Source organism: Burkholderia sp. BKH01 (assembly GCF_025685725.1).
Lineage (GTDB): Bacteria > Pseudomonadota > Gammaproteobacteria > Burkholderiales > Burkholderiaceae > Burkholderia > Burkholderia pyrrocinia_C.
In genome coordinates, this window is the sequence record NZ_JAOTQT010000037.1 from 1 (window position 1) to 13698 (window position 13698).

The 13698-nt window shown below is 65.9% G+C and carries 17 protein-coding genes; 10 read left to right on the top strand and 7 right to left on the bottom strand.

Features of this window, described 5'->3' with window-relative positions; all coding sequences use genetic code 11:
- On the bottom strand, positions 1 to 373 hold a 373-nt coding region (locus tag OEJ37_RS32520), incomplete at its 3' end, for a DnaA N-terminal domain-containing protein (RefSeq protein ID WP_317891545.1).
- A 421-nt stretch (positions 374 to 794) separates the two neighbouring features.
- On the opposite strand from OEJ37_RS32520, the gene rpmH reads away from it, so the two are divergent.
- The 4 genes from rpmH to yidC all read left to right on the top strand — a co-directional run bounded on the left by rpmH (position 795) and on the right by yidC (position 3424).
- On the top strand, positions 795 to 929 hold the full coding sequence (rpmH, locus tag OEJ37_RS32525; protein ID WP_004198824.1) for a 50S ribosomal protein L34: 135 nt from the start codon (positions 795 to 797) through the stop codon (positions 927 to 929).
- A 15-nt stretch (positions 930 to 944) separates the two neighbouring features.
- Positions 945 to 1406 carry a ribonuclease P protein component gene (rnpA, locus tag OEJ37_RS32530; RefSeq protein ID WP_021157986.1) on the top strand — a complete coding sequence of 154 codons (462 nt, stop codon included), beginning with the start codon at positions 945 to 947 and terminating at the stop codon, positions 1404 to 1406.
- 75 nt (positions 1407 to 1481) lie between these two features.
- A complete protein-coding gene (yidD, locus tag OEJ37_RS32535) occupies positions 1482 to 1748 on the top strand; it encodes a membrane protein insertion efficiency factor YidD (RefSeq protein WP_009694594.1) in 267 nt (88 codons plus the stop codon).
- Between the two features lie 8 nt (positions 1749 to 1756).
- Entirely contained in the window at positions 1757 to 3424 is a 1668-nt protein-coding gene (gene yidC / locus OEJ37_RS32540; RefSeq protein WP_152860908.1) for a membrane protein insertase YidC, read from the top strand.
- A 125-nt stretch (positions 3425 to 3549) separates the two neighbouring features.
- On the opposite strand, the gene OEJ37_RS32545 is transcribed toward yidC, so the two are convergent.
- Complete coding sequence (locus tag OEJ37_RS32545) at positions 3550 to 3984, bottom strand: transcriptional regulator (RefSeq protein ID WP_174420241.1); 435 nt, start codon at positions 3982 to 3984, stop codon at positions 3550 to 3552.
- A 338-nt stretch (positions 3985 to 4322) separates the two neighbouring features.
- Here OEJ37_RS32545 and mnmE point away from each other — a divergent pair, with 338 nt between their 5' ends.
- The gene (gene mnmE, locus OEJ37_RS32550; RefSeq protein WP_263349117.1) at positions 4323 to 5717 is read left to right on the top strand and encodes a tRNA uridine-5-carboxymethylaminomethyl(34) synthesis GTPase MnmE; all 1395 of its coding nucleotides are present in this window, start codon (positions 4323 to 4325) and stop codon (positions 5715 to 5717) included.
- 224 nt (positions 5718 to 5941) lie between these two features.
- Here mnmE and OEJ37_RS32555 read toward each other — a convergent pair whose 3' ends face one another.
- From OEJ37_RS32555 to OEJ37_RS32570, 4 genes are all read right to left on the bottom strand, one after another.
- Positions 5942 to 6067, bottom strand: a complete 126-nt coding sequence (locus OEJ37_RS32555) for a hypothetical protein (RefSeq protein WP_256980637.1) — start codon at positions 6065 to 6067, stop codon at positions 5942 to 5944.
- Positions 6068 to 6218: 151 nt separating this feature from the next.
- Positions 6219 to 7577, bottom strand: a complete 1359-nt coding sequence (locus OEJ37_RS32560; RefSeq protein ID WP_174420243.1) for a sensor domain-containing diguanylate cyclase — start codon at positions 7575 to 7577, stop codon at positions 6219 to 6221.
- Positions 7578 to 7687: 110 nt separating this feature from the next.
- The gene (locus OEJ37_RS32565; RefSeq protein WP_034179394.1) at positions 7688 to 7936 is read right to left on the bottom strand and encodes a DUF2795 domain-containing protein; all 249 of its coding nucleotides are present in this window, start codon (positions 7934 to 7936) and stop codon (positions 7688 to 7690) included.
- Between the two features lie 115 nt (positions 7937 to 8051).
- Positions 8052 to 8258 carry a hypothetical protein gene (locus OEJ37_RS32570; RefSeq protein ID WP_175946980.1) on the bottom strand — a complete coding sequence of 69 codons (207 nt, stop codon included), beginning with the start codon at positions 8256 to 8258 and terminating at the stop codon, positions 8052 to 8054.
- A gap of 115 nt (positions 8259 to 8373) precedes the next feature.
- Here OEJ37_RS32570 and speG point away from each other — a divergent pair, with 115 nt between their 5' ends.
- The 3 genes from speG to OEJ37_RS32585 all read left to right on the top strand — a co-directional run bounded on the left by speG (position 8374) and on the right by OEJ37_RS32585 (position 10510).
- Positions 8374 to 8916: a spermidine N1-acetyltransferase gene (speG, locus tag OEJ37_RS32575; RefSeq protein ID WP_174420244.1), complete on the top strand. Its 543-nt coding sequence runs from the start codon at positions 8374 to 8376 to the stop codon at positions 8914 to 8916.
- Positions 8917 to 9418: 502 nt separating this feature from the next.
- Positions 9419 to 9766, top strand: coding sequence for a surface attachment protein Sap1 (gene sap1, locus OEJ37_RS32580; RefSeq protein ID WP_059232871.1), 348 nt, complete (start codon positions 9419 to 9421; stop codon positions 9764 to 9766).
- Between the two features lie 189 nt (positions 9767 to 9955).
- A complete protein-coding gene (locus OEJ37_RS32585; RefSeq protein WP_263349122.1) occupies positions 9956 to 10510 on the top strand; it encodes a YaeQ family protein in 555 nt (184 codons plus the stop codon).
- 21 nt (positions 10511 to 10531) lie between these two features.
- Here the strand turns inward: OEJ37_RS32585 and OEJ37_RS32590 are convergent, their stop codons facing one another.
- The gene (locus OEJ37_RS32590) at positions 10532 to 10945 is read right to left on the bottom strand and encodes a VOC family protein (protein WP_034179392.1); all 414 of its coding nucleotides are present in this window, start codon (positions 10943 to 10945) and stop codon (positions 10532 to 10534) included.
- A 431-nt stretch (positions 10946 to 11376) separates the two neighbouring features.
- Between OEJ37_RS32590 and ada the strand changes: the two genes are divergently transcribed.
- The gene (ada, locus tag OEJ37_RS32595; RefSeq protein ID WP_263349123.1) at positions 11377 to 12468 is read left to right on the top strand and encodes a bifunctional DNA-binding transcriptional regulator/O6-methylguanine-DNA methyltransferase Ada; all 1092 of its coding nucleotides are present in this window, start codon (positions 11377 to 11379) and stop codon (positions 12466 to 12468) included.
- Positions 12465 to 13424 carry a DNA-3-methyladenine glycosylase family protein gene (locus tag OEJ37_RS32600; protein ID WP_175919576.1) on the top strand — a complete coding sequence of 320 codons (960 nt, stop codon included), beginning with the start codon at positions 12465 to 12467 and terminating at the stop codon, positions 13422 to 13424. The genes ada and OEJ37_RS32600 overlap by 4 nt, the downstream gene beginning before the upstream one ends.
- The last annotated feature ends 274 nt before the right edge of the window (positions 13425 to 13698 follow it).

Here is a 13698-nt window from a genome sequence, read left to right on the forward strand (position 1 = left end):
GCGCAGCCGCGGCATGCGCGGTCAGGTTCGCGGCGATCGCGGCCACCGTGGCGGCCGGGCCGCCCGGCTGCAGCGGCGCGCGCGGGGCGGCCGACGTGGCGCCCGTAGCGGCGCTGCGCATGCCGGCCTTCGGATCGAGGACGAACTGGACTTCGATCGGCGCATTCCAGAAATCCCGGGCCAGATCGGAGATCCGGCCCGAAAACTGGCTCTTGACCCAGTCCAGCTTGAAGCGGTTCGGCGCGGCGATGGACAGCGTGTTCGCCGACGCATCGAAGGCCACCGGGGCCAAGGGTTTGATCCACGTCACGTACTGCTGGGGCGTCAGCTCGCGCTCCAGCAGTGCGGAACAGTGTTGCCAGAAATCGTTCATCAAGTAGCTGTCGTTTTTTGCATGCACAGCGCGGCTCGCCGGCGCCCTTGTCGCGGTCACGCAACAAGGCCCGAAGCGGTCGTGCGAGCGTGCCTCGGACGCCTGCGTCACAGTCGTGGAGAGGCAGGCGGGAGCCGAAGCGGCGTGCGGGATTCTTGGAGATAAGGCGAGATTCTAACGCCAAACGCGGCCACAGCGGGACTTATCCACAGGCCGGATTGGTGGGTCGCGGGGCCGGATCGGCGTGGGCCGGCACAGGCGCGTGACTCGTAAAGTATTGACCGTCAAGAGAAAAACGGTTTAAATAGCGGGTTCCGCGAAAACCAATCCTGTATTCCCGGCGATTGCGTTCGCCCGAATGCCTCCGGTTAAGGGCACGCGGTCCCCTGAATTTCGACATTCTCGAACAAGTGAGAACATCATGAAACGTACTTACCAACCGTCCGTGACGCGCCGCAAGCGCACCCATGGCTTCCGTGTCCGCATGAAGACGGCAGGTGGCCGCAAGGTCATCAACGCTCGCCGCGCGAAGGGCCGCAAGCGCCTCGCCATCTAAGGCAGGTTGCGCGCTGTGTCCGCCGTCCGCAGTCCTGCGGAAGGTGCCGTCGAGCCGGGTGCGAATCCGTCGCAGACGAAAGCCGCCTTCCCGAAAGCTGCGCGACTTCTGAAAACGGATGAATTTTCATCCGTTTTTCGTTTGCGCCCCTGGCGGCGTTCCGCGCACTTCGTGATTTACGGCAAGCCGACCGGTCAGCCCGCGCGTCTGGGGCTCGTCGTCGGCAAGAAGTATGCGCCGCGTGCAGTCACGCGTAACCTCGTGAAGCGGCTGGCGCGCGACGCGTTTCGCTTGCGCCGGGCCGAGTTCGCCGGTTACGACCTGCTGCTGCGGCAGCACACGCGCTTCGACAAGAAAGCGCTGCCGAGCGCGGCTTCCGCCCCGCTCGCGGCGATGTGCGCGGCCGAAATCCGCGAGCTGCTCGACAGGGCAGTCCGGGAGATCGCCCGCCGTGCGTCGAAGCCCGCGTCCGAGTGACGCATCCGTTCGCGGTGCGGCGTTCGCGCCCGCCCGGCCGGTTTTGACGCGGCGCCGAACGGTGCCGCCCAAGGTATGGAAACGGTCTTGATCGCGTTGCTGCGCTTCTACAAGGTTGCCGTGAGCCCCCTGCTCGGCAACCGTTGCCGTTTTTATCCTTCCTGTTCGGATTACGCGCGTGAGGCAATCCAGTATCATGGCGCCGCGCGCGGCACGTATCTCGCCGTCAGGCGCGTGTGCCGATGCCATCCGTTTTCCGCGGGCGGCATCGACCTCGTCCCGCCGCCCAACTCCGACACTCGCGCTCGCGGCGAAGCCGACGCGCGGTCCCATCGACTCTGAGACAACGCATGGATATCAAACGCACCGTCCTATGGGTGATCTTCTTCATGTCAGCTGTCATGCTGTACGACAACTGGCAGCGTTCCCATGGACGCCCGTCGATGTTCTTCCCGAGCGCCACGCAGACGGCCCCCGCGGCCGCTGCCGGCGGCGCATCGGGCACGGGCGCGACGACGACGACCGCAGGTGAAGTGCCTGCCGCCGCAGCCGGCGCCGCACCGTCGACGACGGCACCGGCCGCCCAGGCGCAGCTCGTGAAGTTCTCGACCGACGTCTACGACGGCGAAATCGACACGCGCGGCGGCACGCTCGCGAAGCTGACGCTGAAGAAGCAGGGCGACGGCAAGCAGCCCGACCTGTACATCACGCTGTTCGACCACACGGCCGGCCACACGTATCTCGCACGCTCGGGCCTGCTCGGCGGCGACTTCCCGAACCACAACGACGTCTACACGCAGGTGAACACCGGCTCGACGTCGATGACGGGCGACCAGAACGCGCTGAAGCTGTCGTTCGAATCGCCGGTGAAGGGCGGCGTGAAGGTCGTGAAGACCTACACGTTCACGCGCGGCAGCTACGTGATCGGCGTCGATACCAAGATCGACAACGTCGGCACGGCGCCTGTCACGCCGACGGTCTACATGGAACTCGTCCGCGACAACACGGCCGTCGAAACGCCGATGTTCTCGCACACGTTCCTCGGGCCGGCGGTCTACACGGACGCGAAGCACTTCCAGAAGATCAACTTCAGCGACCTCGACAAGAACAAGGCCGACTACGTGACCTCCGCCGACAACGGCTGGGTCGCGATGGTGCAGCACTACTTCGCGTCGGCATGGATTCCGCAGCAGGGCACGAAGCGCGACATCTACGCTGAGAAGATCGATCCGACGTTGTATCGCGTCGGCGTGAAGCAGCCGGTCGCCGCGATCGCGCCGGGCCAGTCGGCCGACGTGCAGGCACGCCTGTTCGCCGGTCCGGAAGAAGAGCGCATGCTCGAAGGCATCGCGCCGGGCCTGGAGCTCGTGAAGGACTACGGCTGGGTGACGATCATCGCGAAGCCGCTGTTCTGGCTGCTCGAGAAGATCCACGGCTACGTCGGCAACTGGGGCTGGGCGATCGTGCTGCTGACGGTGCTGATCAAGGCCGTGTTCTTCCCGCTGTCGGCTGCGAGCTACAAGTCGATGGCGCGCATGAAGGAAATCACGCCGCGCATGCAGGCGCTGCGCGAACGCTTCAAGAGCGATCCGCAGAAGATGAACGCGGCGCTGATGGAGCTGTACAAGACCGAGAAGGTCAATCCGTTCGGCGGCTGCCTGCCGGTCGTGATCCAGATCCCGGTGTTCATTTCGCTGTACTGGGTGCTGCTCGCGTCGGTCGAGATGCGCGGCGCGCCGTGGATTCTGTGGATCCACGACCTGTCGCAGCGCGATCCGTTCTTCATCCTGCCGGTGCTGATGGCCGTGTCGATGTTCGTGCAGACGAGCCTGAACCCGACGCCGCCGGACCCGGTCCAGGCGAAGATGATGAAGTTCATGCCGATCGCGTTCTCGGTCATGTTCTTCTTCTTCCCGGCCGGCCTTGTGCTGTACTACGTCGTGAACAACGTGCTGTCGATCGCGCAGCAGTACTACATCACGCGCAAGCTCGGTGGGGTCAAGAAGAAACCGGCCTGACGCCCGTCGCACCCGCGGGCGCGCTGCCCGCGATGCACGTAAAAAAGCCGCATGGTTCGCCCATGCGGCTTTTTTGTTTCTCGGTGGCGGCGGCGCGCGGTGTGCGATGTGCGTGCCGTTCCTGGTCAGGATTTCTTCGCTTCGATTTTCGGTTCGCCGTAGAACTGCTCGACCAGTTCCTGAACGAGGTAGCGGTGATGCGGAGACAGTGCCTCGATCTTCGACGCGAGTTCGATCGTTTCGGGCGTCGGCGGATAGCGTTCGTCGCGCGGCAGCGGTTGCGGCGTCGGGTGTTCGATCACGCTCGGTGACGGCCCGTAATGCAGCCAGTGCAGTTCGACGCGCAGCCATTCGGCGAGCGTTTCGAGTTTGTCCGACGTCGGAATCGTGCGGCCCGTCAGCCACTTGTGCGCGGTTTGCGGCGAAACGGGATGCGTTCCGCGGTGGCGCAGATTGAACCGATTCGCCAGCTCCGTCGCGCCGGTGACCTTCTCCGGACTGCGCCGCAGGGCGAATTTCAGGCGTTCCGAGAACGCGGCTTTTTCTTCGGATGTCGGCATGGGGGAGATTGTGCAATTCCACCGATGCGTTTCAGACAACCATGTGAGATAAGCGTATCTTATTCAGACTAATCCCGGACTTGCGCAGGATGAGCCGCGGAATTGAGGGACGCCGTGTCAGGCCGCTCCGGCAGGCATACTCGTCCGAAACGGTGGCTGTGTCATCGCGCAGGATTGATACTCGACTTATCCCCGGTGGGATAAATTCGGGCGAGTCCGAATCCGGCATGGCGCCCGGTGGCATATGAGCCGGCACGCTACAATGCCGGCGTTCCGATGCCCGAACTGTTGCGCGGGCGCACCACTCATTGCCTGATCACCCGATTCATCCGATTCCCATGCTCGCTACCGATTCCGATCCGATCGTCGCCATTGCCACTGCTGCCGGCCGGGGCGGCATCGGCGTCGTCCGCGTGTCGTTCGGGCGCGGCGGCGAGGCGGCCGCGCTGCCGCTGATCGACGCGTTGTGCGGGCAGAAGCTCGCGCCGCGCCATGCGAGCTACGTGCCGTTCCTGGACGAGCACGGCGCGCCGCTCGACCGCGGGATCGCGCTGTATTTCCCGGCGCCGCATTCGTACACCGGCGAGCACGTGCTCGAACTGCAGGGGCATGGCGGGCCGATCGTGATGCAGCTGCTGCTGCAGCGCTGCCTGGATGCGGGGCGCGGCTTCGGCTTGCGGCTCGCGGAGCCGGGCGAGTTCACGCGGCGCGCGTTCCTGAACGACAAGCTCGACCTCGCGCAGGCCGAGGCCGTTGCCGACCTGATCGAGGCAAGCACCGAGGCCGCTGCGCGTTCGGCCGGGCGTTCGCTCGATGGCGCGTTTTCGCGGCAGATCCACGCGCTCGTCGAAGACGTGATCACGCTGCGGATGCTGGTCGAGGCGACGCTCGATTTTCCGGAAGAGGAAATCGACTTCCTGGAGGCCGCCGATGCACGCGGCAAGCTCGCGAAGATCCGTGCGCAGCTCACGCACGTGCTTGGCGATGCGCGGCAGGGTGCGCTGCTGCGCGAAGGGTTGTCGGTCGTCCTTGCCGGACAGCCGAACGTCGGCAAGTCGTCGCTGCTGAATGCGCTGGCCGGCGCGGAACTGGCGATCGTCACGCCGATCGCCGGGACGACGCGCGACAAGGTTGCGCAGACGATCCAGGTCGAAGGGATTCCGCTGCACATCATCGATACGGCCGGGTTGCGCGAGACGGAGGATGAAGTCGAGCGGATCGGCATTGCGCGCACGTGGAGCGAGATCGAGCGTGCGGACGTCGTGCTGCATCTGCTCGATTCGCGCACGGGGCTGACGCCGGACGACGAGACGATCGCGGCGCGGTTTCCGGGCCGCGTGCCGGTGGTGCGTGTTCTGAACAAGACGGATCTGACCGGCGTGCCGGCCCGCGTCGAGCATCCGGCGGCGGAAGGGGATCTGACCGAGGTGCATCTGTCGGCGAAGCGCGGCGACGGGATCGACATGCTGCGCGCGGAACTGCTGCGGATAGCGGGGTGGCAGGCGGGGGCCGAAGGCGTATATCTCGCGCGCGAGCGGCATTTGATCGCGTTGCGAGCGGCGCAGGAGCATCTGGCGCAAGCGGCGGATCATGCGGAGCAACGAGCGCAGTCGCTGGATCTGTTTGCCGAGGAGCTGAGGCTCGCGCAGGAACAGCTCAATGCGATTACCGGGGAGTTCACTTCGGACGATCTGCTGGGGGTGATTTTCAGCAGGTTTTGTATCGGGAAGTGATTGGACGGTGCGACGATCGATCTCGCCAAGGCGATCCTCGAAACTGATCGAAGACGCGGAAAAGGATACGCGCGTCGAGCGTCTCCACTACGAAACGCTCGCCGCGCTACAGGTATTTCTGATGCATGGCGAACTGACCACGCCGGCCTGATTGCGTTGCAGTCCGGATCGTCGATCCCGCATCGGCACGCATGCCGATCGACGCGTCCGGATCTTCACCCGCGTCAATCCCAATGCCGATGATGGTGGTAATACCCGCCATCACCGTAATACCCGCCACCGTCAGGCACCACGATACAGCCGCTCAGCAACACGGCGACGCCGGCAATCAGCAAAAGGGTTTTCTTCATGGCGCTCACCTGCTCGGGTTCGATATGAAACCCAGCATAGCGAGCGCCCGCAACACGGGCTGTAAGCATTGGTATCCCTGCCACGCATTGCGTAACGGCGCATTATTCCGGTCAAAATGACCGTAACAAATGCCCCAAACAGCAGACGTTTTCAGGCGGCGACGACCCTGTTTCGCCCCGTATCCTTCGCACGATACAGCGCGGCATCGGCGGCTTCGATCAACGCATCGGGTGTCGACAGATCGTCGGCCGACACGGTCGCGCAGCCGACGCTGACGCTCACGCGCCCCGCCGGCGAAGCAGGCATCGCGAGATCGAGCCGCAACACGGCTTCGCGCACCTCTTCGGCAACGACCCGCGCGCCGCGCGCGCCCGTGTTCGGCAGCACGATCGCGAACTCCTCGCCGCCGTAGCGCGCGACGATATCCGCTGGCCGCCTCACGGCGCCGGCCAGCGCGTTCGCGACCGCGATCAGGCACGCATCGCCCTTCACGTGACCGAACGCGTCGTTGTATGCCTTGAAGCGATCGACGTCGACCATCAGCATCGACAGCGGTTCGCCTTGCCGCCGCGCCTGCAGGAACAGCGTATGGAAATGATCGTTGAAGTGGCTGCGGTTGAACGCGCCCGTCAGCCCGTCGCGTGAGGAAGATCGAATCAGCGTTGCATGCGCCTCGAACAGCTGCTGGTACAGCATCGTCACTTCCCATGCGAGCACGCACACGAGCACGCCGGGCGTGAACATGCTGAACACGCGCGCGACATACCAGCCGACCGTGAAGCGGTTCGTGGTCAGCAGGTTCAGCGTCGTGTCGGTGAGGCACGCGAGCACCGCGATCGCAAGCCACAGGTCGAGCGTCGTGCGCAGCCGGCCGGAGGCCAGCACGGCCACGAGCGCAAGCGCGTTGAGTATCCACACGACGAGCGCGACGCCATTGACGGGCAGCAAGGCCGCGTCGCCGGGCGGATGGAACGCGGGCGGCAGCGATACGTTCAGCGCGAGCGCGCACAGCAGCGCGGCCGCAGCGGCCGGCCCGCCGACCAGCGCGATGGCCCACCGGCGCGTCTGCTTCTCGCCGACCGGTGCGTGCGTCAACCGCTCGCGCGCGAGCAGCGCGGCCATCACGAAGCACGGGAAGCCCGCATGCCAGAAGATCCACATCCACGCGGCGCTTTGCGGGCGCGCGCCAAGCAGGCCCTGCGGCGCGAACACGCCCGGAAAGGTGAGCAACTGCAGCGCGACGGCGAGCGCGGTGAATGCATAGGCGCCGCCGAGCGCGCCGAGCACGGGCTGGCGCGTCACGGTGAACTGCGCGCCGAGGAAGAACGCGGCGATGCTCGCGGTCGTAAACACGGTGAGCGCGCACATCGGCATGAACGGCTCGATGGCCGGCAGCGTGACGTTCGCGTGCGGCGCGGCGATCCCGAGCGCAAGCAGGATGACGAGCGCCGTCAGCGCGCCGAACCAGAGCTGACGACGCGTCGTGTGCTGGATCAGGATGCCTTCCATGGAGTCCCCCGGACACGCGTGCGCAAACGCCCGGTCTTGCGCCGGGCGCCACGCATCCCGGCCGCGGCGCGACCGGTGCGGCCCGATCCTATCGCGTTATTGGCGCGCGCTCAAATGCCGAGCCCCGGGCCGAAGTTGCCGGCGACCCAGTGCGTGACGGCGTCGACGTCCGCGTAGTCCTGTTCGGGCAGGCCGTCGAGCATCGACAGCACCTCGTTGCTGGCGCCGGCATCGCGCGCGGCATCGACGATCGCATCCTTGTTCGCCGGGTAGCGGACGGCCGCCAGCACGTCGGCGATCTGCAGGTCGATCGTTTCGTTGGGGATATCGTGCGGAGGGAGGGCGGGCTTGTCGTTCACGTCGGCGTCTCGCGGGTTGGGCGGGGATCGGTTCGAAGCGGAATAAGGGCGCATCACGCGTTGCCCGGCCCGGGGCGGCCCGGCCGGCGCGCACTGCGGATCGTCGGCGATCGGCTCAATGCCCGCGTCGCACGCGGCGCCACGGATGCTTCCAGTCGATGTGCGGGGCATTTTCGTCGCGCGGATGCTGGCGCCGATGTTCCTGCCAAAGTTCGTCGGAAAACAGCGCTGCGACGATCACGAGCGGCAGCACGAGAAAAATACCGAGTATGACTTGCTCGATCACGATAGCCTCCCTGCAGTGGCAGGAACCCTTGCTCACATTCTAGGCTCTGAACTTCGCCCGCGTTCAACTTCTTGCAGCGCGGAACGAGCCCGAACGCGGCTGCGCCGCGCGGGCGTTCCGCACGTGCGCCGGCATCAAAAAGGACATGAACATGCAACTCCAGAACGATACCAATACGCTTGCGCTGCGGCCGCTGGAGCGCCAGGACCTGCGCTTCGTCCACGAGCTGAACAACGACGCGAAGATCATGCGCTACTGGTTCGAGGAGCCGTACGAAACCTTCTCGGAACTGTCGCAGCTGTATGACCGCCACGTGCACGATCAGCGCGAGCGCCGTTTCGTCGCGGTCGATGCGCAAGACGAACTGGTCGGTCTCGTCGAGCTGATCGAGCTCGACTACATCCATCGCCGCGGCGAGTTCCAGATCATCATCGCGCCGCAATGCCAGGGGCGCGGCTATGCGGGCCAGGCGACGCGCCTCGCGATCAAGTACGCATTCAACGTACTGAACATGCGCAAGCTGTACTTGATCGTCGATACGTCGAATGCGGCGGCGATTCACGTGTACGAAAAATGCGGTTTCCAGCACGAGGCTGAATTGAAGGAAGAATTTTTCGGCAACGGCGCGTATCACAACGCTTATCGCATGTGCATCTTCCAGCGCGATTATTTCGAGCGCCAGCAATCGGCCTGAATAAGGCAGGGTAAACACGCTGACGAACGACGCCCGCGGCACGGCCTCCGCGGGCGCAGGATGCATGCGGGGAAACACGGATAAATACGGACGCGCTTATACCTGGCATTTTTCTTGTATCAGGTAAATGCGATTCCGCGCTGCGGTAAAGTCGGATCGTTTCGGATGACTTTATGTGCAACGCATCAAAATGATCCGGATATCGAAATGGATTATCCAAACCGTTCAATCACCGCCTTGTAACTTTGCTGAAAGTCTTGCCGGGCAATGCTTTCCGCCCGGCGCCACGGGCCTGTTCGTCGCACGGCAGGCTTTGTTCCACGCGCACATCGCGTGAAAAACGGGCTGCGCACGGGGTGCGACAATCCGCCGCTATTGCGGTCGCACAACAAATGTGCTTGCTATCGCTTGCCGGTCTTCTAAAGTGAAAAACGCGGGTTCACGATCACCTTTAAACACATAGCTAACCCAAGCCTGGTGCCCGCAAGCCTGGAGACAAAAAATGATGAAGCGTACCGGTATCCTTTTTGCCCTCGTCGGCGCATTTTGCGCAGTGTCGATTGCGCAGGCCGGCGGCGATTCGGCCGTCAAGCCGAAGCAGGAAATCCAGCTGACGAAGAATGCCTGGGGCTGCCTGTCGAAAGACAATCTGGATTCCGTACTGAATCACGAGCGCGACGGCAAGTCGCAGGCGAAGCAGCAGTACTTCGACGACTACCGCTGCCTGTCGGTGCCGGAAGGCCAGCGCTTCCGCGTGGTGTCGGTCGACCAGGGCGACGTGCAGTTCGTCAGCGCCGACAACAGCGACCAGCAGGGTCTCTGGACCGATTCGCGCTTCGTCAAGCAATAACCGCCCGATCACCGCGCAGTCGTACGACGCGCGAGCGCGCCGGCCCGATGAGCCGGCGGCGCGAACCGAACACGGCCCGGCAGATGCCGGGCCGTTGCACTGTGGGGCGCACATGACACGCGCCGGACGGCGCGCATTCGGTATCATCACGGCCCGACCGAACCGAATGCCCGCCCGGGCCGCATCCGCATGGCGCTGAAATCCACGATCTACAAAGCCGAACTGCAAATCGCCGACATGGATCGGCATTACTACGCCGATCACGCGCTGACGGTGGCGCGCCATCCGTCGGAAACGGACGACCGGATGATGGTGCGCATCGTCGCGTTCGCGCTGTTCGCGCACGAGCGGCTCGAATTCTGCAAGGGGCTGTCGGACGTCGACGAGCCCGATCTGTGGCAGAAGGATTTGACGGGCGCGATCGACGTGTGGATCGAGGCCGGCCAGCCCGACGAGCGGCGTATCTCGAAGGCGGCCGGCCGCGCCGGGCAGGTCACGGTGATCGCCTACGGCGGCAAGACGTCGGATATCTGGTGGCAGGGCGTGCGCAGCAAGGTCGAGCGGCTGCGCAACGTGCAGGTGCTGTCGCTGGCCGATGGCGTCGCGGCCGAGCTTGGGCAGCTCGCGGAGCGCACGATGCGCCTGCAGTGCACGGTGCAGGACGGCGCGGCGTGGATCTCGAGCGCCGACCACGATCCGATCGCGGTCGAATGGACGGTGCTGAAGGCGCGCGCGGGCGCGTGACGGCCCGCGCACCGGCCGTGCTCAGCCGATCGCGGCCGGCGGCCCCTTGAATTCCAGCATGTTGCCTTCGGGATCGAACAGGTAGATCGACGGCCCGTAGCCGCCGGCGCCGTAGCGTTCCGCGGGGGCGCCCGGCCGCGCGCCATGCGCGGCGAAATGCGCGATCAGCGCGTCGGGGTCGAACGGCTCGACGCGCAGGCACAAGTGATCGAGGTTGCGTCCCGTGCCGGGCGGGCCGCTGTCGGGACGGTCGATCGGGCCGCCGACCGACAGCAGGTCGATCAGCGCATCGCCGGCGCGCAACTGCACGAGGCCCAGATCGGGCTGTTCTTTCTCCACGTGGCAACCGACGGCGTCGCAGTAAAAGCGCGTCATCGCTGCCATGTCGGTCACGCGCAGCACGATGTGATCGATCGCGCGGATGGTGGGTTTCATGGGCGGATACTCCTTCGCAGTCAACGAGCATCGAGTGTAGACGCATCGCGCCTGCGCCGCCGGCCGGAACGCGGCACAATCGACAGACGAAAAAAAGCCCGTTCACGCAGAGCGGAACGGGCTTAATCCATATCAGGAGGAGACATGGAGGAGACAGTTCCAACTATACACACGGCGATGGTGCGACGCAATATTCCAAATGCAAAAAAACGTCAGGACGGCGATTTGTCGCATTCGCACTGCAGCAAAATGGTGACGGGACGATGACGAAAACCGCGCCGGAGCAGCCGGCGCGGCCGTTTTGTCGGATTTATTTCGGGGTGATCCGCCCCCGGTTCGCCGGCACGAATCACAGAGCAAGATTCAGGGCGCGACGGCACGTGCCGATGTCTAGAGTAGGCACCATCTACACTAGAGAGTGCGAGGTTCAGATGAAAACCGCCTATCCGACCGACGATGCCCGCTGGGGCGCAGTGACCGAGCGCGATCCGCATGCGGACGGCGCGTTCTTCTATGCCGTGCGCACGACCGGCGTGTTTTGCCGCCCGACCTGCGCGTCGCGGCTGCCGCGACGCGAGCATGTGTCCTTCTTCGCCGATCCGGCGGCCGCGCGTGCGGCCGGCTTCCGGCCCTGCAAGCGCTGCCAGCCGGAAGGGCTGCCGCGCGAGCTCGAGATCGTCAACCGCGCGTGCGCGGTGCTCGACGCGCATGCCGAGCGGCTCACGCTGCAGCAGCTGAGCGACGCCGTGCACGTGAGCCCGTTCCACCTTCAGCGATTGTTCAAGCGCGTGGTCGGCGTGTCGCCGCGGCAGTACCAGGCCGCGCAGCGCGGCGCCGCGCTGCGGCAGGCGCTGCAAAGCGGGCAGCCGGTCACGCAGGCGGCCGTCGATGCCGGCTTCAACTCGCCGTCGCGGCTCTATGCGTCGGTGCCGCGCGAGCTCGGGATGGCGCCGTCCGCGTTTCGCCGCCAGGGCGCGGGCCTGCGGATCGACTATGCGACCGCGTCGACGTCGCTCGGCACGGTGCTCGTTGCCGCGACCGAACAGGGCATCTGCCGGATCGCGTTCGGCGACGAACCGGCGTTGCTGGTCGGCGAGCTGAAGGACGTATTCGCGCGCGCCGAACTGGTCGAATCGTCCGCGCGGCTCGCGCCGTTCGTCACGCAGATCCGCGCGTACCTGGACGGCACGCGGCACGCATTCGACCTGCCGCTCGACATCGCGCCGACCGCGTTCCAGCAGCGCGTGTGGGAAGCGCTGACGCATATTCCGTACGGCGAAACGCGCAGCTACTCGGAGATCGCCGAGGCGCTCGGCTCGCCGCGCGCGGTGCGCGCCGTGGCGTCCGCGTGTGCGTCGAACCCGGTCGCGCTCGCGATTCCGTGCCACCGAGTCGTGCAAAAGGGCGGCGCGCTCGCCGGGTATCGCTGGGGCGTGCGCCGCAAGGCGACGCTGCTGGCGGCCGAGGCGCGTCATGCGCACGACGATGAAAACGAAGCCGTGACGGAGGGAAGTGCAGTTTGAGCATCGCGAAAACAACGATCACGTCAATCGTGAACGGCGGCCATGTGCCGCCGTCCGCGCAGATGGAACTGCGCTTCAACGCGCCCTACGACTGGGCGCGCGTGCTGCGCTTCTTCAGCGGGCGCGCGATTCCGGGCGTCGAGCAGGTCGCGGACGGTGTGTATCGCCGCATCGTCGACCTGCATGGCGACTCTGGCCGACTCACCGTCATAAAACATCCGCGCAAGCATTGCCTGATCGCGACTGTCGAAGGGGCGGTCGCGCGTCATGTCGACGAAACGTTCGCCGCGCGCGTCGCGACGATGTTCGACCTCGGCGCCGATCCGGCTGCGATCGGCGGCGGGCTCGCGCGCGATCCGTGGTTCGCTCCGCTCGTCGAGGCCGCGCCGGGGCTGCGCGTGCCGGGCGCGTGGTCGGGGTTCGAGCTGGCCGTGCGCGCGATCGTCGGCCAGCAGGTGAGCGTGAAGGCCGCGACGACGATCGTCGGCCGGCTCGTCGAACGGGCTGGCGAGCGCGTGGTGCATATCGACGATGGTGCGCCGGCGTGGCGTTTCCCGACGCCCGACGCGCTGGCCGCGTGCGATCTCGACAAGATCGGGATGCCCGGCAAGCGCGTGGCGGCACTGACGGGCGTGGCGCGCGCGGTGGCGGCCGGCGACGTGCCCGTCGATCGTGCGCATGCCGACCTCGCGACGCTGCGCGGCGCGTGGCTCGATCTGCCCGGCATCGGCCCGTGGACCGTCGAATACATCGCGATGCGCGCGTGGCGCGACCCGGACGCGTGGCCGGCATCCGATCTCGTGCTGATGCAGTCGATCGCCGCGCGCGATCCGTCGCTCGACCGGCTCGCGAGCCAGAAGCGCCGCACCGAAGGCTGGCGGCCGTGGCGCGCGTACGCGGCACTGCATTTGTGGAACGAAGTGGCCGACCGGGCGGGCGGCGCGCGCGGCGGGTGACAGGGGCGGCCCGCGCTCGGGTGCGATCGGACGAGGCCGCGATGCAACCCGTTGCGCAGGCCGTGCTGCTGTTCACGGGATGCCCGCCGGCTGCTGGCCACCACGACGATTCGGCGAATCCGGCGCCTGCCGGATGCCGGGCGCGCAACGCGCGCGCATGCCGCTTGCGTCGGCCCGTTCGGCGGCACGGTTGCACCTGCCGCCGCCTGTCCGCGCGTCACGTTCCGTCGGACGAATTCGCGCGGCCGACGTGCCGATCGGTGCCGCCCGAATC